Origin of the sequence: Vibrio sp. Vb0888, from assembly GCF_033338835.1 — a bacterium.
In the GTDB taxonomy this organism is placed as follows: Bacteria; Pseudomonadota; Gammaproteobacteria; order Enterobacterales; family Vibrionaceae; genus Vibrio; species Vibrio alginolyticus.
The window spans coordinates 20,389-39,736 of the sequence record NZ_JAWOTL010000016.1 but is presented as its reverse complement, the minus strand read 5'-3'; the positions used below and the strand labels follow the sequence as shown (position 1 = coordinate 39,736).

Sequence of the window (19,348 nt, the reverse complement as noted above, 5' to 3'; positions counted from 1 at the left end):
TAACGGAGAGTAACGATGGCCGGCGCAAAAGAGATACGTAATAAAATCGGTAGTGTTAAAAGCACTCAGAAAATTACGAAAGCGATGGAAATGGTAGCAGCTTCAAAAATGCGTCGTTCTCAAGATGCAATGGAAGCTTCTCGTCCATACGCTGAAACAATGCGTAAAGTGATCGGTCATGTGGCTAACGCAAACCTAGAGTACCGTCATCCGTACCTAGAAGAGCGTGAAGCTAAACGTGTTGGTTACATCATCGTTTCGACAGACCGTGGTCTGTGTGGTGGTTTGAATATTAACGTGTTCAAAAAAGCCGTTACAGACATGCAAGCATGGAGAGAGAAAGGTGCTGAGATTGAGCTAGCCGTTGTTGGCTCAAAAGCAACAGCTTTCTTTAAACATGGTGGCGCAAAAGTTGCGGCACAGGTTTCTGGTCTTGGAGATAATCCAAGCCTACAAGACCTAATCGGCTCTGTTGGCGTAATGCTGAAGAAATACGATGAAGGTGAACTGGACCGTCTATATGTAGTATTCAACAAGTTTGTAAATACTATGGTTCAGCAACCAACGATCGATCAATTGCTACCTTTGCCTAAATCGGACAGCGAAGAGATGCAGCGTGAGCATTCATGGGACTACATCTATGAGCCTGAACCAAAACCTCTACTGGATACGCTATTAGTGCGTTACGTAGAGTCTCAGGTATACCAAGGTGTGGTTGAGAACCTTGCTTGTGAGCAAGCGGCTCGAATGATTGCGATGAAGGCTGCAACGGATAACGCAACCAGTTTGATTGACGATTTGGAACTTGTGTACAACAAAGCCCGTCAGGCTGCGATTACACAAGAACTATCAGAAATCGTTGGTGGTGCAGCTGCGGTTTAAGCTTAGGTAAAACGAAATAGTTTAGAGGATTAACGATGGCTACAGGTAAGATCGTACAGATCATCGGTGCGGTAGTCGACGTAGAGTTCCCACAGAGCGATGTACCTAGTGTATATGACGCTCTAAACGTAACGGACTCAAAAGAGCGTCTAGTTCTTGAAGTTCAACAACAGCTAGGCGGTGGCGTAGTTCGTTGTATCGTAATGGGTAGCTCTGATGGTTTACGTCGTGGAGTAGAAGTGGTTAACACTGGCGCTCCAATTTCAGTACCAGTAGGTACTAAAACTCTAGGTCGTATCATGAACGTCCTAGGTGACGCGATTGACGAGCGTGGTGAAGTAGGTGCGGAAGAGGTTTACTCTATCCACCGTAGTGCACCAAGCTACGAAGAGCAATCAAACGAAATTGCACTTCTAGAAACAGGCGTTAAAGTAATCGACCTAATTTGTCCATTCGCTAAGGGTGGTAAAATCGGTCTATTCGGTGGTGCAGGTGTAGGTAAGACCGTTAACATGATGGAACTTATCAACAACATCGCACTACAGCACTCAGGTCTATCAGTATTTGCTGGTGTTGGTGAGCGTACTCGTGAAGGTAACGATTTCTACTACGAGATGCAGGAAGCGGGCGTTGTAAACGTTGAGAAGCCTGAAGAATCAAAAGTAGCGATGGTTTACGGTCAGATGAACGAGCCACCAGGTAACCGTCTACGTGTTGCACTGACTGGTCTAACAATGGCAGAGCGTTTCCGTGACGAAGGTCGTGACGTACTACTGTTCATTGATAACATCTACCGTTACACACTTGCAGGTACAGAGGTATCAGCACTACTAGGTCGTATGCCTTCTGCGGTAGGTTACCAGCCAACTCTTGCAGAAGAGATGGGTGTACTCCAGGAGCGTATCACGTCAACGAAATCAGGTTCTATCACGTCTGTACAGGCGGTATACGTACCAGCGGATGACTTGACTGACCCGTCTCCAGCAACAACGTTCGCGCACTTGGATGCAACGGTTGTACTTAACCGTAACATCGCTGCAATGGGTCTATACCCTGCGATCGACCCGCTAGATTCAACATCTCGTATGCTTGATCCACTAGTCGTTGGTCAAGATCACTACGAAGTTGCTCGTGGTGTTCAGCAGACTCTTCAGCGCTACAAAGAGCTGAAAGATATCATTGCTATCCTAGGTATGGACGAGCTATCTGAAGAAGATAAGCAAGTTGTATCTCGTGCACGTAAGATTGAGCGTTTCCTAACTCAGCCTTACCACGTAGCAGAAGTATTTACAGGTGACCCTGGTATTTACGTACCTCTAAAAGAGACTCTACGTGGCTTTAAAGGCCTACTAGCTGGTGAATACGACGACATTCCTGAGCAGGCATTTATGTACTGCGGTAGCATCGACGATGCTATTGAGAATGCGAAGAAGCTATAAGGCTAACTAGGAGGCGATATGGCAGCAATAACCTTTCACCTAGACGTAGTAAGCGCTGAGAAGAAAATCTTCTCTGGTCGTGTTGAAACGTTTCAGGTGACCGGTAGCGAAGGTGAACTTGGTATTTTCCATGGTCACACACCGCTGCTGACCGCTATCAAGCCTGGTATGGTGCGTATTGTGAAACAGCACGGCCACGAAGAAATTATTTATGTTTCTGGTGGTATGGTAGAGATTCAGCCTGGTACAGCGACTGTACTAGCTGATACAGCTATCCGTGGTGAAGAGCTAGACGCAGCGAAGGCAGAAGAAGCCAAACGCCGCGCTGAGGAGCAAATCCAGAATCAGCATGGTGACATGGACTTCGCACAAGCGGCCAGTGAACTGGCTAAAGCCATTGCTCAGCTACGAGTTATCGAGCTGACAAAAAAGCGTCGCTAAGCTCAATTAGCAACGTTGCATGAAAAAAGGCGGCCAATTGGTCGCCTTTTTGATTAATTTTAGTTGGAAATTTACATCCCACCATTAACTAATCCTTCCAAGGTGTTTAAAATAACGCCCAATTAAAATAGAACGTCAATAGGTTATTAATGAAATTCAGTGCTGTGATCCTTGCTGCGGGTAAAGGTACCCGTATGTATTCAAACATGCCTAAAGTGCTACACACTTTGGCAGGGAAGCCAATGGCAAAACATGTGATTGATACATGTACAGGTCTTGGCGCACAAAACATCCACTTAGTATATGGTCACGGTGGTGATCAAATGCAGCAAACGCTAGCAGAAGAGCCTGTAAACTGGGTACTGCAAGCGGAGCAACTAGGTACAGGTCATGCGGTTGATCAAGCGTCTCCGAAGTTTGAAGACGATGAAAAAGTACTGGTGCTTTACGGTGATGTTCCACTGATTTCAGCTGAAACGATTGAAAACCTATTAGATGCACAGCCAACAGGCGGTATTGCACTACTAACAGTGATTCTAGATAACCCGACAGGCTACGGTCGTATTATCCGTAAGAATGGTCCTGTTGTGGCGATCGTTGAGCAAAAAGATGCAACAGAAGAACAAAAACAAATTAAAGAGATCAATACTGGCGTGATGGTTGCGACTGGTGGGGATCTTAAGCGTTGGTTGTCTGGCTTAAACAACAACAACGCACAAGGCGAATACTACCTAACTGACGTTATTGCAGCTGCACACGATGAAGGTCGTGCCGTTGAGGCTGTACACCCAGTCAATGCCATTGAAGTGGAAGGGGTCAATGACCGCGCACAGCTTGCTCGTCTAGAGCGTGCTTTCCAGTCAATGCAAGCTCAGAAGCTACTAGAGCAAGGTGTCATGCTACGCGATCCAGCACGCTTTGATTTGCGTGGTGAGTTACAGTGCGGTATGGACTGTGAAATCGACGTGAATGTTATCATCGAAGGTAATGTTTCACTGGGTGATAACGTGGTTATCGGTGCGGGTTGTGTACTGAAAGATTGTGAAATCGACGACAACACCATCGTTCGCCCTTACAGTGTGATTGAAGGTGCAACGGTTGGTGAAGAATGTACGGTTGGTCCATTTACTCGCCTTCGTCCTGGTGCTGAAATGCGTAACGATTCCCATGTGGGTAACTTCGTTGAAGTGAAAAATGCGCGCATCGGAGAAGGTTCAAAAGCGAACCACCTAACTTACTTAGGTGATGCAGAGATCGGTCAACGTACTAACATCGGCGCAGGTACTATCACTTGTAACTACGATGGTGCGAACAAGTTTAAAACCATCATCGGTAATGATGTTTTTGTTGGTTCTGATAGCCAGCTGGTGGCGCCTGTCACTATCGCTGATGGCGCAACCATCGGTGCTGGCACGACACTAACAAAAGATGTTGAAGAAGGTGAGTTAGTAATTACTCGCGTCAAAGAACGCAAAATTACTGGCTGGCAGCGTCCTGTAAAACAGAAATAAGCATTACCTACACTCTGTCTCTATATTGTCAAAGCCGCTCAACAAGAGCGGCTTTGTTGTTTCTAGCTAAGGCTTCATCGCTAGTAGCTAGGAATGGCAATACGTTTTTCGAGCCAACGAACGGCTTGAGATACAAATAGGATGAGTAACAAGTACTCCAAAACGAGGAAGGTATAAATCTCTAAGGGTAAGTACTCATTCACCACCAGCTCATTAGCACGGCGAGTGAGATCGCTTAAACCAATCACGCTGACTAAAGAACTCATCTTGAGGATGTAGACAAATTGATTGCCCAGTGGTGGGAGAATTTGCCGAAACGCTTGGGGAAGAATTACCAAGCGCATCTTTTGCCAATAGCTTAAGCCCAAAGATTCAGCCGCTTCATGCTGGCCACGGCTGATAGCTTGTATTCCACCGCGAAATACTTCCGCCATAAACGCGCTCTCAGCGATAGTCAGTGCAATAACACCCGCCCAAAAGTGATTGAGTGAGACATCCAATAGCGTAGGCATGCCGTAATACACCCAAAGTAGTAAGACTAAAACTGGCACTGAACGGATCACCTCGACATAAATACGGTTTATCCACTTCAGAGAGGCTGAGTCCGACAGAGCGGGTAACGCAACGATCAGACCCAAGCTCATCGCAAACAACATACTGAGGAGTGATACCTGAATGGTGTCATTAAACCCAGCGATTAAAAACTTTAGATTGGTGAGTCCTTGATCCGTCGAAGGGTCAAGTACATACCAGCCCCATTGATAATCTGAACAACCAGTGAGTAATAGCAGTGAAAACAGCCATATAGTTCGAAACGTCACATTTACTCCCTGAATTAACTAAAAAACTTCCTTTGTTGCTGCTATGTTATCAGTAGAGCTCTAATAAAGGTTAATTATTAAACCGTATAAGGTCATTATTTTTAAGGGAATAAAAATGAGAAAGATTTTACTAGTGCTAGGAATGTGTTTGCTTGCTGCGACTCAAGTCGCTCACGCTGAAAGCCGTCTTCAATCCATTTTAGACAATGGCGTACTCCGAGTTGGAACGACGGGAGATTGGAATCCGATGACGATGAAAGACCCCGCGACAAACAGTTATCGTGGCTTCGATATCGATGTAACAACAGAACTTGCTAAAGATCTCGGTGTAAAAGTGGAGTATGTGCCCACGGATTGGAAGACGCTAGTTAATGGCATTACCGCCAACAAATACGATATTACTGGCAGCGCATCTCTGAACATGTCTCGCGCGAAAGTAGCTGGATATAGCCAGCCGTATTTCTACCTTGCCTTTGTACCTGTGGTGCAAAAGAAAGATCTCGCCAAATTCTCTGATTGGGCGGATTTTAATAAACCAGAAGTAAAAGTCGCGGCGACGTTAGGTACGGTACAAGAAAAAATGGTGAAAGAATTCTTCCCGTCTGCTCAACATATTGTTATTGAAGCGCCAGCGCGCGACTTCCAAGAACTACTAGCTCGCAGGGCCGATGTATCGGTGACGTCCAATGTGGAAGCAGCGACGTTAGTGGACAAGTTTAAACAGTTGGCGATAGTGCCAGTGACCGCACCGCGTAAACCAACCCCAATTGCTATGTTGTTGCCGCAAGACGATCAAGTATGGATTAATTACATCAATCACTGGGTAGAGTTGAAAAAGACTCAAGGCTTTTTTAAGCAGACTGCCAAGAAATGGGGGTTGAAAAGCTTATAAACAGAAAGAGCCGCATTGCGCGGCTCTTTTTATTATCTGAACGATTAAAGTTCGTCTTCACTCACGACTCGGGCGTTGTCAGGAGTCGTAAAGTGCTTGGATAATTCGCGATTCGACAGAATGTATCCCATCCACAGCCCACCCATACAGATGATGATTGCGATGCCAGTAACCATCTGAGCTTGGCTTGCCATTGCGGCTACCAATGCACTTGAGAAGCTACTTACACAGATTTGCAGGCTGTTTTGCAGACCTGCTGCTGTTGCAGGGCTCTGTTGTGCGCTGGCCAATGCACGGTTTACCACGATTGGGTACAGCGCGCCGTTAGCAACGGCAATCAAACAGAATGGCGCAAGAATAGGCCAAATCGATGACAGATCCCACTGTGAAGCAATGAAAATCATTAATGCCGCGACACTAAATAGGCCAATCAGTTGGCGCAGAACCTTTTCATCACCAAATTTTCGAACGCCTACTTTACCTAAGTAGCCACCAGCCATAAACGCGATGGTTTGTGGGATAAAGCTCAAACCAATATCTTTTGCTTCGTAGCCCAGTTGCGCCATGATTTCTGGCATCCCAGTTAGGTAAGCAAAGAATGCAGCTGAAGCCGTCGCAAACATAAACACGTTGCCAAGGTATTTTTTAGAACTCAGCAGCGCTTTGATGTCGGCAGACATACTGGTTTGTTTGATTTCTGCTTTCTCGTCTTTTTGTGCCATGGTCGCAAAGACCAAAAAGACACCAACCAGTGTTAGCGTAATAAAGATACTGTGCCAGCCGAAGTTATCTGCCAACACTACCCCTAATTGAGGTGCTAGTGCTGGTGATAGCGCGACGAGTGGCATGATTGTCGCAAAAATTTGTTGGCTACTGCTTGAGTAGCGTTTAATGACCATAGCCTGCCAGATCACGGCTGGTGCACACACACCGATAGCTTGGATAAAGCGCAGTGTGAGTAGTTGCCATACTTGATCACAGAAAGCCAAACCGAATGACGCGATAGTAAATAGCACCAACCCGGCTGCGAGTGTATTACGATGGCCAAATTTATCGGATGCCAATCCCCACATTAGCTGGCCAATCGCCATACCAACGAGGAATACCGTTAAAGAGAGCGCAATTTGCTCAGGGCCTGTTGCAAAGTCGATTTCCATCGCTTTGAATGCTGGCAGATACATATCGGTAGCAACGAAGCCAAGCATCGATAATGCTGCCAGATAAATGAGCTGTAGTTTTGAGATTTTCATGATTCAACCAGTCAAATTATTTAATCATTTTTTAATCAACATCAGTTGGCGCCAACCCTGATTTATTTACCTTATTATTCTATTTTTCGATTTTGAGAAAATAAAACGCTAAAATTGTTGGTTATCAATCAAATTTTTTGAAAGGTTAAATCATGTTCTCTAAAGCGTCTTTGGAAATGCTGGATACGGTTGCCCGTTTAGGCAGTTTCACCGCTGCGGCTGAGGTATTGCATAAAGTCCCCTCAGCCATCAGCTATGGAGTAAGGCAGGTCGAGCAAGATTTAGATGTGGTGCTGTTTCGACGTTTACCAAGGAAAGTCGAGCTAACTCCAGCGGGTGAACTTTTTATGGCCGAGGCGCGCTCTTTGCTGCGTCAAATGGAAGAGGTGAAAGCACAAACGCGGCGAGCGGCTCAAGGATGGAAAAGCACGTTAAAGCTGACCTTAGATAACGTGGTGAAGTTAGAAAAACTCAAACCTTTGGTGGAAGATTTCTATCGCGAGTTTGAATTTGCTGAATTGCAGATCAATATGGAGGTCTTCAATGGTTCTTGGGAAGCCATAGCACAAGGTCGAGCCGACATTGTCGTTGGCGCGACATCTGCGGTTCCCGTTGGGGGAGATTTTGAAGTCAAAGATATGGGCGTATTAGATTGGGCATTTGTAATGTCACCCGCTCATCCTTGCGTTCGACAACAAGTGCTTACTGAAGCGTTTGTGAGTCAATTTCCGGCGATCTGTCTTGATGATACTTCGAACGTGCTGCCAAAACGCCATACTGGCCATTATCCGCAACAGCGCCGATTATTATTGCCCAATTGGTATAGTGCGATTGAATGTTTAAAAAATGGGGTGGGCGTGGGTTACATGCCACGTCATATTGCAACACCCTTAATCAATGATGGTGTGCTGGTGGAGAAGGTCATGCCGGATGATAAACCGCTCAGTCACTGCTGCTTAGTATGGCGCAAAGATGATAATCATAAATTGATCCAGTGGATGGTGGACTATCTTGGGTCGCCTAATCAGCTACATAAAGATTGGTTACAGTCATAAAAAACACCTCGCATTAGCGAGGTGTTTTCATTGATATGTTTAAAATGTGGCGTTTTATGACAAGAAAAACTTATACGATGGGTTGTCTGTCTCGTCTTTGCATTGATAGCCAAGTTCACGTAAATGTGCAGAAAACTGAGCTAAATCGCTTTCATCTAACTCGAAACCACATAAAACACGTCCGTAGTCAGCGCCGTGGTTACGGTAGTTGAACAAGCTGATATTCCAATGAGTACCGAGTGTGCTTAAGAACTTGAGTAGCGCTCCCGGATATTCTGGGAATTCAAAGCTGTAGAGGCGCTCTTTAAGCGGCTTAGACGGCTTACCACCAATCATGTAGCGCACGTGCAGCTTCGCCATTTCATCATCAGACAAATCAACCACTGGGTAGCCACCATCACGTAAGTCGTGAATGATATGTTCTAGCTCTTCCTGACCGCCTTGCAAACGCACACCGACAAAGATATTTGCCAATGCGTCATCGTTGTAGCGGTAGTTAAACTCCGTTACGGCGCGGCCGCCAATGAGGTTACAGAACTCAAAGAAGGCACCTTGACGCTCAGGAATGGTGACGGCAAGCAAACCTTCACGTTTCTCACCAAGCTCGCAACGCTCAGAAACATAACGTAAGCCATGGAAGTTAGTGTTGGCACCAGACAGCACAGTACCTAAATTCTTACCTTGCAGTTTGTTTTGCTCAGCAAACTTCTTCAAACCCGCCAGAGCAAGCGCGCCAGAAGGCTCTGCAATCGCACGGGTGTCTTCAAAGATGTCTTTTACTGCTGCGCAGATTTCATCGCTAGAGACTGCAATATGGCCATCAATGTACTTTTGGCATAGACGAAACGTCTCTTCACCAATGCGTTTTACTGCAACGCCATCGGCAAACATGCTGACCTGGTCTAATACTACTGGTTCACCTGCATCCAATGCCGCTTTGAGGCATGAAGAATCTTCTGGCTCGACCGCAATCACTTTGATTTCTGGCATGAGCTGCTTCACGAGTACCGCAACACCGGCAGCCAAACCGCCACCACCGACAGGGACGAAGATGTAATCAAGGTGACCATTTTGCTGCAGCATTTCCATGCCTATGGTGCCTTGACCTGCAATCACCAGTGGGTGATCGAAAGGAGGGACAAATGTGTACCCATGCAGATCAGAAAGGCGTTCCGCTTCCGCTTTTGCCTCATCAAAGTTGCTGCCGTGCAGCACTACATTGCCACCGAAGCCACGTACCGCATCGACTTTGATGTCTGGTGTGGTTTTGGGCATCACGATGGTGGTCTTGATGCCTAGCTTAGTACCAGAGAGCGCCATGCCTTGAGCGTGGTTACCTGCCGATGCTGCAATGACACCAGCGGCTTTTTGTGCTTCAGATAAACTCGCCACCATGTTGTATGCACCGCGCAATTTAAACGAGTGTACGGGTTGGCGATCTTCACGCTTGATCTGCACGTTATTCCCGATACGTGCAGATAAACGAGGCATTTCTTGCAGTGGCGTCACTGTTGCTACTTCATAAACAGGTGCGCGAAGGATTTGGCGCAGATAATCTGCGCCAGTTTGGTTCACTTGTTTTTCGGGTTGAGCTTCCATCATTGCTAGCCCTCTAGCTTCGACTTGTCTCGTACTGCACCCTTGTCAGCACTGGTTGCCATACTCGCGTACGCTTTGAGTGCAAAGGAAACTTCACGTTGGCGGTCAACTGGTTTCCAGCCTAGTTCGTCTTGTTTTGCACGGCGCTCAGCAAGTTCTTGTTCAGACACTTGGAGTGAAATTGAACGGTTTGGAATATCAATTGCGATCATATCGCCTCGTTTTACCAGACCAATTGCACCGCCGTTTGCTGCTTCAGGAGAGGCGTGGCCGATAGACAGACCTGATGTGCCGCCAGAGAAACGGCCGTCAGTCAGAAGTGCACACTCTTTGCCAAGGCCCATCGATTTTAGATAAGTGGTTGGGTAAAGCATTTCTTGCATGCCCGGACCACCTTTAGGGCCTTCGTAACGGATAACAACCACGTCGCCAGCTTTTACTTTGCCGCCTAAGATGCCTTCTACGGCGTCTTCTTGGCTTTCGAAAACTACGGCTGGACCAGTGAACTTATGGATGCTCTCATCAACACCAGCTGTCTTAACGATACAACCATCTAATGCGATGTTGCCTGATAGAACGGCTAGGCCACCTTCTTGGCTAAAGGCATGATCGATAGTACGAATACAACCTTCTGCTCGGTCGTCATCAAGGCGATCCCAGCGGCAGTCTTGTGAGAACGCTTGAGTGGTACGAATACCCGCAGGGCCTGCGCGGTAGAACTTAAGTACTTCTTCGTCTTCAGTTTGGATGATGTCGTATTTTGCTAGCTGCTCTTTCATCGAAAGGCCAAGTACGGTGCGCGCATCATTGTGCAGTAGACCTGCTCGGTCTAGCTCACCAAGGATAGCCATGACGCCACCAGCGCGGTGCACGTCTTCCATGTGATATTTCTGGGTAGATGGTGCCACTTTACATAGGTGTGGTACTTGGCGAGATAGGCGATCGATATCTTCCATATCAAAATCGACTTCGCCTTCTTGCGCTGCAGCCAGTAGGTGCAAAATGGTATTGGTCGAGCCACCCATTGCAATATCCAGTGCCATTGCGTTTTCGAAGGCATCAAACGTAGCGATGTTGCGAGGCAGTGCTGATTCGTCATCTTGCTCGTAGTAACGACGAGTCAGTTCAACGATGCGACGACCTGCATTAAGGAACAGTTGTTCACGGTCAGCGTGCGTTGCCAGCATAGAACCGTTACCTGGTTGAGAAAGCCCCAGTGCTTCCGTTAGACAGTTCATTGAGTTTGCAGTGAACATGCCTGAACACGATCCACACGTTGGACATGCGCTACGTTCGATCTGCTCGCTTTGCTCATCAGACACTTTTGGATCCGCGCCTTGGATCATCGCATCTACAAGGTCTAGTTTGATGATCTGATCAGAAAGCTTGGTTTTACCCGCTTCCATTGGACCACCAGAAACAAAGATAACCGGGATGTTGAGACGCATAGATGCCATCAACATTCCCGGAGTGATTTTGTCACAGTTAGAGATACATACCATGGCATCGGCACAGTGCGCGTTGACCATGTACTCCACAGAGTCTGCGATCAGTTCGCGTGAAGGCAGTGAGTACAGCATGCCGCCGTGACCCATTGCGATACCATCATCAACCGCGATGGTGTTGAATTCTTTCGCAATACCGCCAGCTTTTTCGATTTCGCGTGCTACAAGCTGACCCATGTCTTTCAGGTGTACGTGACCCGGAACAAATTGAGTAAACGAGTTTACAACGGCGATGATTGGTTTACCGAAGTCTTCTTCTTTCACACCCGTTGCACGCCACAGTGCTCGTGCACCCGCCATGTTACGACCATGTGTGGTGGTAGCTGATCTATATTTTGGCATTTCCTAATCCTTCTTACTTCTGTTCTGGGTACACATAGTCTAACCAGCCCCACTTATCTTCCGTGGTGCCGTCAAATAGGCCAAAGTAGGCTGCTTGTAGTTCGTTAGTGATAGGGCCGCGCTTACCAGTGCCCACTTCAATCTTGTCGATGGTTGCCACTGGTACAATCTCAGCCGCAGTACCTGTCATGAAGACTTCATCGGCAAGGTAAAGGGCTTCACGAGCAATGTTCGCTTCACGGACTTCGTAGCCTTTATCGCGTGCAATTGTCATGATCGAGTCACGAGTGATGCCCGGTAGAATCGCGCTAGTTGCTGGTGGTGTGGTGATTACGCCATCTTTGATAACGAAGATGTTTTCACCAGCCCCTTCCGATAGGTAACCATCTACGCTTAGCGCAATACCTTCGTCGTAACCGTGACGACGCGCTTCACCACCAACCAGTAGTGAAGATAGGTAGTTACCGCCTGCTTTAGCTGCAGTTGGGATGGTGTTTGGCGCAGCGCGGTTCCAGCTTGAAATCATCGCATCGACACCTTTTTCTAGCGCTTCTTCGCCTAAGTAAGAGCCCCAAGGAAATGCTGCAATAATTAGATCCATCTCAGTGCCAACTGGTGGACATACGCCCAAGCCAACATTACCGACAAAACCCAATGGACGAATGTAAGCGCTGTCGAGTTTGTTTTGGCGCAGTGTTTCGCGGGTCGCTTCCATGATTTCTTCTACAGAGAAAGGGATCGGAAAGCGGTAAATCTTGGCAGAATCTTTTAGACGTTGTGCATGCTCACGGTGACGGAAGACAATTGGGCCTTTTGGTGTGTTGTAACAGCGCACGCCTTCAAACACGGATGTACCATAGTGCATTGCGTGAGTCAGAACGTGAACGTTCGCCTCTGCCCATGGAACCATCTCACCATTAAACCAAATGAAATCTGCAGTTTTCGTTGCCATTTGTTGCCTTCCTTATGCACTTACGTGTTGTTGTAAGTTGTGATTTGGCAGTTCATCGTTGCGGATTTTTAGCACCTCAACCTTACGAACGTCCCACAACTTCTCTATTTGATTGATCAAAAACGAGATTGGTCGATCGCTGTCGACGATGATCTCGACGCTGGCTACTTTGCTTTCGTGGTTTTGCGTAGCAGCGACTTGTTTGATCACGAAGCCTCGGTGACGAATCACACGTAGAACGCGCTCCAACAGTACCGGTTTGTCATCGGCTTTGATGTCGAGTAAATATCTGTCCATGCGATTGTCTCCTATGTATTTTCCAACATATCACTGTTTGATGCGCCAGGTGGCACCAATGGCCACACGTTTTCTTCTTCATCAATCAAAACGTGAAGCATGTAAGAAGTTTCACTCGCTAGCATCTCTTTGAGAGCAGGTTCGACTTCTTCTTTCTTGGTGATGGTTTTGCCCGGGATATCGAACGCTTTTGCTAACATCACGAAATCTGGGTTGTCATCAAGAATGGTTTCACTGTGGCGACCGTCAAAGAACAATGACTGCCATTGGCGAACCATGCCAAGACGTTGGTTATTAAGAAGGACAATCTTCACTGGAATCTGACGACGCTTCAGCGTGCCCAATTCCTGAACGTTCATCATAAATGAACCGTCACCTGTAATAAGGATAGACTGATCATCAGGACGTGCGACTGCAGCACCCATCGCCGCTGGCAAGCCAAAGCCCATGGTGCCAAGGCCAGCAGAAGTGATGAAATTTTGTGGTTCGCGTGGCTGGATATGTTGCGCTGCCCACATCTGGTGCTGACCGACGTCGGTCGAGACAATTGAGCTATCTGGCATCATGTCAGACAGCTGTTTAAGCAATAGCGGTGCGTAGATTAACTCGCCCGGGTGGTCGTAACGCCACTTAAAGCCGCTGCGCAGACTTTCACTGTGATGAACCCACGGTGAGATATCTTGAGTCAGTTCTAGCTGAGGGAGAATGGTGTTGATGTCGCCACGTAATGGTGCGTTGGCGTGGCGCAGTTTATGAATCTCCGCAGCATCAATGTCGATGTGAATCACTTTCGCATTTGGTGCAAACGTATCGAGCTTACCCGTCACACGGTCATCAAAACGCGCGCCAACCACAATCAATAGATCAGCTTCTTGAACCACTAGGTTGGCGGCTTTGGTGCCATGCATACCCAACATACCAAGATAGTGGGGATCATGGCGTTCAATGGTACCGAGGCCTTTTAATGTGCTAACTGCAGGCATTGGGTTTAAGCGAAGAAATTCGCGTACTGCATCGGTTGCTTTCGCAAGTTGCACGCCACCACCAACATACAACACTGGGCGAGTAGATGCTGCCAGCACATCTTGCGCACGTTTGATATCTTCAGCGCTGACATCTTCGATTGCTGGTGCTATGTATGGAGGAAGAAGGTCTGTGGGTGCTTGAGCGAGTTGAACGTCTTTGGCGATATCGACAATGACTGGACCCGGACGACCGGTTTTTGCGACCTCAAAGGCTTCGGCAAGTGTCGGAGCTAGATCTTCAATTTCGGTCACGAGATAGCTGTGCTTAGTACAGGCTAGGGACATTCCGATCACATCCATTTCTTGGAATGCATCGGTACCGATATGAGAGCTAGCAACCTGGCCTGTGATGGCAACTAGAGGTACGGAGTCAAGGAAAGCGTCGGCAAGGCCGGTAACAAGGTTAGTGGCTCCTGGGCCAGAAGTTGCCATGCACACAGCAACGTCTTGAGTGGAACGAGCCATCCCGATAGCTGCCATAGCGGCCCCTTGCTCGTGACGGCATAGGATGTGTTCCACCCCACCGTCATACAAAGCATCATAGATTGGCATGATGGCCCCGCCGGGGTAGCCAAAAACGGTTTCGATGCCTTGCTGTCTTAAAGCGGCTACGACAAGTTGTGCACCAGTCATCGTAAACCTCCTTTGCTACGTTGTGGCTCGTAGCGATTGCCATATTTATTGCACTTCATGTGCACTCCCATTCTTCCCGTTAAACTGTCCGAGGGTTAGACAGATGACAACTTGTAGTTGTAAAAAAACCCCCGGACTTTTCAGTGCGGGGGTTTTTTGTAATTTGTGGTTACCTTTCGCCCACAATACCCCGCGCGGTGCCAATAATGACCACGATAATCAGGGCTAGCAGTGCGTTGATATGAGCGAAAAGGTTCATCTGTCTGTCGTTCTTTTTTCGTTAAAAAATGTTGTGTAATGTTCTACGAAATTGTTTGCGTCATTAGTGGTATCACACAATTCCGCTGCATGACAAGCAAAAAGTCATTCTTTTTTCACATTAACTCTCAATTGGGACGCGGTATATAACATAACCAACCAGATAAAACATTTGTTTACAGAGTGTTCAAAAAAATTGAGGAACGTATGGGGCTGGCAATCATTCATAGTCGAGCAAGCGTCGGGGTGCAAGCGCCATCGGTTAGTGTAGAAGTTCATATCAGCAACGGCATGCCAGGGTTTACCTTAGTAGGCTTGCCAGAGACAACGGTAAAAGAGTCCAAAGATCGCGTACGCAGTGCGATCATTAATTCTAACTTTCAATTTCCTGCTAAGCGGATCACCGTGAACTTGGCTCCGGCAGATCTACCCAAGGAGGGAGGACGTTTTGATCTTCCTATTGCATTGGGAATTTTGGCCGCTTCGGAGCAAATCGCGACAGATAAGCTCAAAAACTACGAATTTGTTGGTGAGTTAGCACTATCTGGTGGTCTGAGACCTGTAAAAGGTGTGCTGCCTGCTGCGCTGGAAGCCAGTAAGATTCAACGCCATTTGGTCGTCCCACATGTGAATGGCGATCAGGCGGCGCTGGTGGGGAAGGAACAACATAAATCGGCCCAATCATTACTGGAAGTATGTGCCGAGCTTTGTGGTCAACATCGACTGAATCTTTTTCAAACGCCTAAGCGAAAAACGATCGAAAAACATGGTCGAGACTTACAAGATATTATTGGCCAACAACAAGGTAAGCGAGCACTGGAGATTGCTGCCGCTGGAAACCACAACTTACTTTTCCTTGGCCCGCCAGGTACTGGAAAAACGATGTTGGCTTCGCGTTTGTGTGACTTATTACCGGAAATGAGTGACGAAGAAGCAATGGAAACCGCTTCGGTGGCATCGTTGACTCAGAGTGAAATTAATGAGCATAACTGGAAGTCGCGTCCGTTTCGTTCTCCGCATCATTCAAGTTCAATGGCGGCATTAGTCGGCGGTGGCTCGGTACCCAGACCAGGGGAGATCTCTTTAGCCCACAACGGGTTATTGTTTCTCGATGAAATGCCCGAATTTGATCGTAAAGTTCTAGACTCGTTACGCGAACCGCTCGAATCTGGCGAGATCATTATCTCTCGAGCGCAAGGTAAAACACGCTTTCCGGCTCGCTTCCAATTAGTTGGAGCCTTGAACCCAAGCCCGACAGGATATTACGAAGGCAATCAAGCGCGCACCAATCCACAAGCTATTTTGCGCTACCTTGGTCGATTATCTGGACCACTGTTAGATCGCTTTGATATGTCTTTAGAAATCCCAGCTTTGCCCAAAGGGACATTAGCAGAAGGTGGTGATCGCGGTGAGCCGACTGCTATCGTAAAAGCGCGTGTGAGCCATGCGCGTAACAATATGCTAAACCGCAGTGGTAAGGTCAATGCACTGCTAGGTAGTCGAGAAATTGAGGCGTTTTGTCCCTTGCACAAGAGTGATGCTGAGTTTCTTGAAACCGCTTTGCACCGTTTAGGACTCTCGATTCGTGCGTATCATCGTATTATCAAAGTGGCGCGAACAATCGCCGATCTGGATGGGGCGGAGCAAATTGAACGAACGCACTTGGCCGAGGCACTTGGGTATCGAGCGATGGACCGTTTACTGAAACAGCTTACGGCGCAAGCGGTATAGACAGCAAAGTGTCATCGCAACAAGTTTTGTAAGCACCTTGTTGCGATGAAGGACGTTAGAAGGTGTAGTTGAGACCAAGCGACAATAGGTACTCTTTCTCCTCATAAAACGTGATATTCGAGTCAGTTTGGCTATAGCCGGCTAAAGAAATGAACGACCAGTCTTGCCAGTCAAATACGTTTTGATATTCGTAGGCCGCAAATAGGCTGATGGTGTCGTCATTTCGTGTTTTAGCAAAAGTTTGGCTAGCGGCTTGATAGTCTTTCCATGCATAACCCGCTGTGAGGGCCAATCGATGGCGGTTGATAAATTTAAACCAGCTAATGTCAAATCCGTACGAATCAAATGACTCCGCTTTACCGTCGGCATCTTGATTGATGTAGGTGAAAGCGGGTTGCAACATAGACGTTTGGTTGAGTGGAATGCGATAGTCGCCTTTGACATAGTAAAGGTTAGCATCGCGAGCAAGTGAGCGGTCTGTCACTTCCTCCTGCTCGATGTCTTTATCAGCATAAGCAAGATCAAGGTTGAAGTTTTTATCAATTAACCCTTTGATCTGAAAGCGATACGCATTGCCGTCAACATCCGTCTCTTTACGTGCGGTTCCTACTTGATAAGGGTTGCGCCAAGTTTCGCCTTTGAGTACCGTCGGCAGATAGGAAACATCGAGCACGGTGCCAGATTGTAGCTCGTGTTGATAGCCCAACTGAAAAGCGAGTGTACCTACCGCGACATCTGAGCGTGTGGTACCGGCGTAAACTTGGTGGTTGAGTCGGCTACCAAAGGTGTATGTCACACTCCCTAGCGGTGCAGCGATAACGGAACTGTCACTATCGGCACGCTTATCGAGAGAATCGATGGTGTTACTATTTTCTGTATTGAAATTGGATTCTGATGATATGAATCCGGCATTCAGCGAAATTTCACCGCCAAAACCTGCGGTTTCAGCGAGTTGAGCCTGAGCAGAACTGACGACAAAGGCCAAAGGCAAGAGAAGTAGCCTTGGTTTCATTCGTTATCTCCTTGTTGTCGAATGAGTGGTGCACATATTGGTTGCGGTAACAAATCTGACCATTCCCACGCATGTTCCAATGTGGCAAAGGCGCAGTATAATTACACGCTGTTTTATTCTTCACACATTATCACTGTTGTTTGACTATCATGTTGGCATATTTGTTATTTTTTTTTAACGCTTCTTTTGTGATTCTCAATTCTGCGGTTTGTTCACTCGCAATTTGTGTTATCGCTGTATTTAAAATATTGCTTCCTGGTGTAAAGCTAAAAGCACTAGCGACCGCTTATGCCAATAAGGTGATGTGGTTATGGGCTACCGTTAATGCGTGCATTCTGGCGGTATCTAACCGTGTTGAGTGGGATGTTCAGGGCGGTGAAGCGCTTAAAAAAGACGGGTGGTATCTGCTGATCAGTAATCATCTCAGTTGGACAGATATTGTTGTGCTTTGCTGCGTGTTTAAAGACCGTATTCCCATGCCGAAGTTTTTCCTCAAGCAACAACTGCTGTATGTGCCTTTCATCGGGATGGCGTGTTGGGCGCTCGATATGCCATTTATGCGTCGCTATTCGCGAGAGTATCTGATCCGCAACCCTCATAAGCGAGGTCAAGATTTAGAAACGACACGTCGCTCGTGCGCTAAATTCAAACACACTCCAACCACAGTGGTTAACTATGTCGAAGGAACCCGATTTACCGAAGAAAAGCAGCGTAAGAGTAAAGCAAACTATCAATATTTGCTGCAACCAAAATCGGGAGGGATTGCGTACACGTTAGCGGCGATGGGGGAACAGTTCGAGAGCATTATCGACGTTACGTTGGCGTACCCAGAAAATACGCATAAACCGTTCAAGGATTTATTGATGGGCCGCATGAGCAAGGTGGTTGTGCGTGTAAATGTGTTACCCGTTGATGAAAGAGTGCTTGGTGATTACTTCAACGATAAGCCCTATAAGCGACAATTTCAGCAATGGTTGGGGGATGTGTGGCAAGAAAAAGATCGGTTACTACAAGAGATTTACAAATAAACAAAAGGGGAGCGACGTGTTCCCCTTTTGATTGATATCGATGTGCTTATTTTAGTGTCAGCAAGTAGTTCACCAGAGAGAAGTACTCATCCATCGTTTTGATGCTTTGTGCTTGAACTAGGTATTTGTTGTTAACGATAACCGCAGGAACGCCGGTTAGACCGCTGTTTTCAAATTGCTTGTCCATACGGCGAACCATTGAATCAACCGCGAAGCCTTTGAATGCAGAATCGAATTTTTTCGCATCTACACCTTCATCAAGGAAGATTTGACGAAGTTCTTCATCATTACGTGGTGCTTTCTTTAGATTGTGGATGCGGTTAAACATCACTGGCACCATTTTGTCTTCCACTTTTAGTGCAACCATCGTTGCGTAGGCTTTGCTCATTGATGGGCCCATGTTGCCACCCATGAAAGAAACGTGGTTTTTTAATAGCTTAGTACCTTCTGGCAACTGCTTTTTCAGTTGCTGGATAACTGGTTCAAAGCTATTACAGTGCGGGCAGTAGAAAGAGAAAAACTCCGTCACAAGAGGTTTTTTTGATGCCTCAAGATCCAATACTTTGTAATGTTCACCTTCTTTGAATTGCGCTGCATGTGCCGACAGGCTTAACATCAGCATAGAAAACAGTGCGAACAGTTTTTTCATCGAAATATCTCCATTTTTGAATTTTT

Annotated in this window: 17 protein-coding genes; 8 read left to right on the top strand and 9 right to left on the bottom strand. The window is 47.0% G+C overall.

The features are described from left to right. Positions 1–15: 15 nt before the first annotated feature. The 4 genes from atpG to glmU all read left to right on the top strand — a co-directional run bounded on the left by atpG (position 16) and on the right by glmU (position 4,273). A complete protein-coding gene (atpG, locus tag R7P72_RS18970) occupies positions 16–882 on the top strand; it encodes a F0F1 ATP synthase subunit gamma (protein WP_005378932.1) in 867 nt (288 codons plus the stop codon). Between the two features lie 35 nt (positions 883–917). Beyond that, on the top strand, positions 918–2,321 hold the full coding sequence (gene atpD, locus R7P72_RS18965; protein ID WP_005378933.1) for a F0F1 ATP synthase subunit beta: 1,404 nt from the start codon (positions 918–920) through the stop codon (positions 2,319–2,321). 18 nt (positions 2,322–2,339) lie between these two features. After that, positions 2,340–2,762, top strand: a complete 423-nt coding sequence (locus R7P72_RS18960; RefSeq protein ID WP_005378937.1) for a F0F1 ATP synthase subunit epsilon — start codon at positions 2,340–2,342, stop codon at positions 2,760–2,762. Between the two features lie 149 nt (positions 2,763–2,911). Beyond that, positions 2,912–4,273, top strand: a complete 1,362-nt coding sequence (glmU, locus tag R7P72_RS18955) for a bifunctional UDP-N-acetylglucosamine diphosphorylase/glucosamine-1-phosphate N-acetyltransferase GlmU (protein ID WP_005378938.1) — start codon at positions 2,912–2,914, stop codon at positions 4,271–4,273. Between the two features lie 80 nt (positions 4,274–4,353). On the opposite strand, the gene R7P72_RS18950 is transcribed toward glmU, so the two are convergent. Next, positions 4,354–5,094 carry an amino acid ABC transporter permease gene (locus R7P72_RS18950; RefSeq protein ID WP_005378941.1) on the bottom strand — a complete coding sequence of 247 codons (741 nt, stop codon included), beginning with the start codon at positions 5,092–5,094 and terminating at the stop codon, positions 4,354–4,356. A 115-nt stretch (positions 5,095–5,209) separates the two neighbouring features. On the opposite strand from R7P72_RS18950, the gene R7P72_RS18945 reads away from it, so the two are divergent. Further along, complete coding sequence (locus R7P72_RS18945) at positions 5,210–5,986, top strand: transporter substrate-binding domain-containing protein (protein WP_005378944.1); 777 nt, start codon at positions 5,210–5,212, stop codon at positions 5,984–5,986. Between the two features lie 44 nt (positions 5,987–6,030). Here the strand turns inward: R7P72_RS18945 and punC are convergent, their stop codons facing one another. Beyond that, the gene (punC, locus tag R7P72_RS18940; protein ID WP_054579443.1) at positions 6,031–7,236 is read right to left on the bottom strand and encodes a purine nucleoside transporter PunC; all 1,206 of its coding nucleotides are present in this window, start codon (positions 7,234–7,236) and stop codon (positions 6,031–6,033) included. Positions 7,237–7,388: 152 nt separating this feature from the next. Between punC and punR the strand changes: the two genes are divergently transcribed. Beyond that, positions 7,389–8,291, top strand: a complete 903-nt coding sequence (punR, locus tag R7P72_RS18935; protein ID WP_005378948.1) for a DNA-binding transcriptional activator PunR — start codon at positions 7,389–7,391, stop codon at positions 8,289–8,291. A 54-nt stretch (positions 8,292–8,345) separates the two neighbouring features. Here the strand turns inward: punR and ilvA are convergent, their stop codons facing one another. From ilvA to ilvG, 5 genes are read right to left on the bottom strand one after another with little or no spacing between them, the layout of a single operon-like run. Next, positions 8,346–9,893 carry a threonine ammonia-lyase, biosynthetic gene (ilvA, locus tag R7P72_RS18930; RefSeq protein ID WP_017635600.1) on the bottom strand — a complete coding sequence of 516 codons (1,548 nt, stop codon included), beginning with the start codon at positions 9,891–9,893 and terminating at the stop codon, positions 8,346–8,348. A gap of 2 nt (positions 9,894–9,895) precedes the next feature. Then, positions 9,896–11,737 (bottom strand): dihydroxy-acid dehydratase, encoded by a 1,842-nt coding sequence (gene ilvD, locus R7P72_RS18925; protein WP_005378951.1) that lies wholly within the window; start codon positions 11,735–11,737, stop codon positions 9,896–9,898. A gap of 13 nt (positions 11,738–11,750) precedes the next feature. After that, positions 11,751–12,689, bottom strand: a complete 939-nt coding sequence (gene ilvE / locus R7P72_RS18920) for a branched-chain-amino-acid transaminase (protein WP_285437759.1) — start codon at positions 12,687–12,689, stop codon at positions 11,751–11,753. A 12-nt stretch (positions 12,690–12,701) separates the two neighbouring features. Beyond that, positions 12,702–12,986: an acetolactate synthase 2 small subunit gene (gene ilvM / locus R7P72_RS18915; RefSeq protein ID WP_005378958.1), complete on the bottom strand. Its 285-nt coding sequence runs from the start codon at positions 12,984–12,986 to the stop codon at positions 12,702–12,704. Positions 12,987–12,997: 11 nt separating this feature from the next. Then, positions 12,998–14,644 carry an acetolactate synthase 2 catalytic subunit gene (gene ilvG / locus R7P72_RS18910; RefSeq protein ID WP_005378960.1) on the bottom strand — a complete coding sequence of 549 codons (1,647 nt, stop codon included), beginning with the start codon at positions 14,642–14,644 and terminating at the stop codon, positions 12,998–13,000. A gap of 465 nt (positions 14,645–15,109) precedes the next feature. Between ilvG and R7P72_RS18905 the strand changes: the two genes are divergently transcribed. Then, a complete protein-coding gene (locus R7P72_RS18905) occupies positions 15,110–16,633 on the top strand; it encodes a YifB family Mg chelatase-like AAA ATPase (RefSeq protein ID WP_005383862.1) in 1,524 nt (507 codons plus the stop codon). A 55-nt stretch (positions 16,634–16,688) separates the two neighbouring features. Here the strand turns inward: R7P72_RS18905 and R7P72_RS18900 are convergent, their stop codons facing one another. After that, complete coding sequence (locus R7P72_RS18900) at positions 16,689–17,645, bottom strand: DUF2860 domain-containing protein (protein ID WP_005379034.1); 957 nt, start codon at positions 17,643–17,645, stop codon at positions 16,689–16,691. A gap of 149 nt (positions 17,646–17,794) precedes the next feature. Here R7P72_RS18900 and R7P72_RS18895 point away from each other — a divergent pair, with 149 nt between their 5' ends. Beyond that, entirely contained in the window at positions 17,795–18,673 is an 879-nt protein-coding gene (locus R7P72_RS18895) for an acyltransferase (protein WP_213867299.1), read from the top strand. A gap of 46 nt (positions 18,674–18,719) precedes the next feature. Here R7P72_RS18895 and R7P72_RS18890 read toward each other — a convergent pair whose 3' ends face one another. Further along, positions 18,720–19,322 (bottom strand): thiol:disulfide interchange protein DsbA/DsbL, encoded by a 603-nt coding sequence (locus tag R7P72_RS18890; RefSeq protein ID WP_005379036.1) that lies wholly within the window; start codon positions 19,320–19,322, stop codon positions 18,720–18,722. Between the last annotated feature and the right edge of the window lie 26 nt (positions 19,323–19,348).

Coding starts and splice junctions, on each gene's coding strand:
- punR (WP_005378948.1), top strand. CDS start 7,389: ATGTTCTCTAAAGCGTCTTTGGAAATGCTGGATACGGTTGCCCGTTTA.
- R7P72_RS18945 (WP_005378944.1), top strand. CDS start 5,210: ATGAGAAAGATTTTACTAGTGCTAGGAATGTGTTTGCTTGCTGCGACT.
- ilvA (WP_017635600.1), bottom strand. CDS start 9,893: ATGATGGAAGCTCAACCCGAAAAACAAGTGAACCAAACTGGCGCAGAT.
- ilvE (WP_285437759.1), bottom strand. CDS start 12,689: ATGGCAACGAAAACTGCAGATTTCATTTGGTTTAATGGTGAGATGGTT.
- R7P72_RS18905 (WP_005383862.1), top strand. CDS start 15,110: ATGGGGCTGGCAATCATTCATAGTCGAGCAAGCGTCGGGGTGCAAGCG.
- R7P72_RS18960 (WP_005378937.1), top strand. CDS start 2,340: ATGGCAGCAATAACCTTTCACCTAGACGTAGTAAGCGCTGAGAAGAAA.
- ilvD (WP_005378951.1), bottom strand. CDS start 11,737: ATGCCAAAATATAGATCAGCTACCACCACACATGGTCGTAACATGGCG.
- R7P72_RS18895 (WP_213867299.1), top strand. CDS start 17,795: ATGTTGGCATATTTGTTATTTTTTTTTAACGCTTCTTTTGTGATTCTC.
- ilvM (WP_005378958.1), bottom strand. CDS start 12,986: ATGGACAGATATTTACTCGACATCAAAGCCGATGACAAACCGGTACTG.
- R7P72_RS18900 (WP_005379034.1), bottom strand. CDS start 17,645: ATGAAACCAAGGCTACTTCTCTTGCCTTTGGCCTTTGTCGTCAGTTCT.
- atpD (WP_005378933.1), top strand. CDS start 918: ATGGCTACAGGTAAGATCGTACAGATCATCGGTGCGGTAGTCGACGTA.
- ilvG (WP_005378960.1), bottom strand. CDS start 14,644: ATGACTGGTGCACAACTTGTCGTAGCCGCTTTAAGACAGCAAGGCATC.
- punC (WP_054579443.1), bottom strand. CDS start 7,236: ATGAAAATCTCAAAACTACAGCTCATTTATCTGGCAGCATTATCGATG.
- atpG (WP_005378932.1), top strand. CDS start 16: ATGGCCGGCGCAAAAGAGATACGTAATAAAATCGGTAGTGTTAAAAGC.
- R7P72_RS18890 (WP_005379036.1), bottom strand. CDS start 19,322: ATGAAAAAACTGTTCGCACTGTTTTCTATGCTGATGTTAAGCCTGTCG.
- glmU (WP_005378938.1), top strand. CDS start 2,912: ATGAAATTCAGTGCTGTGATCCTTGCTGCGGGTAAAGGTACCCGTATG.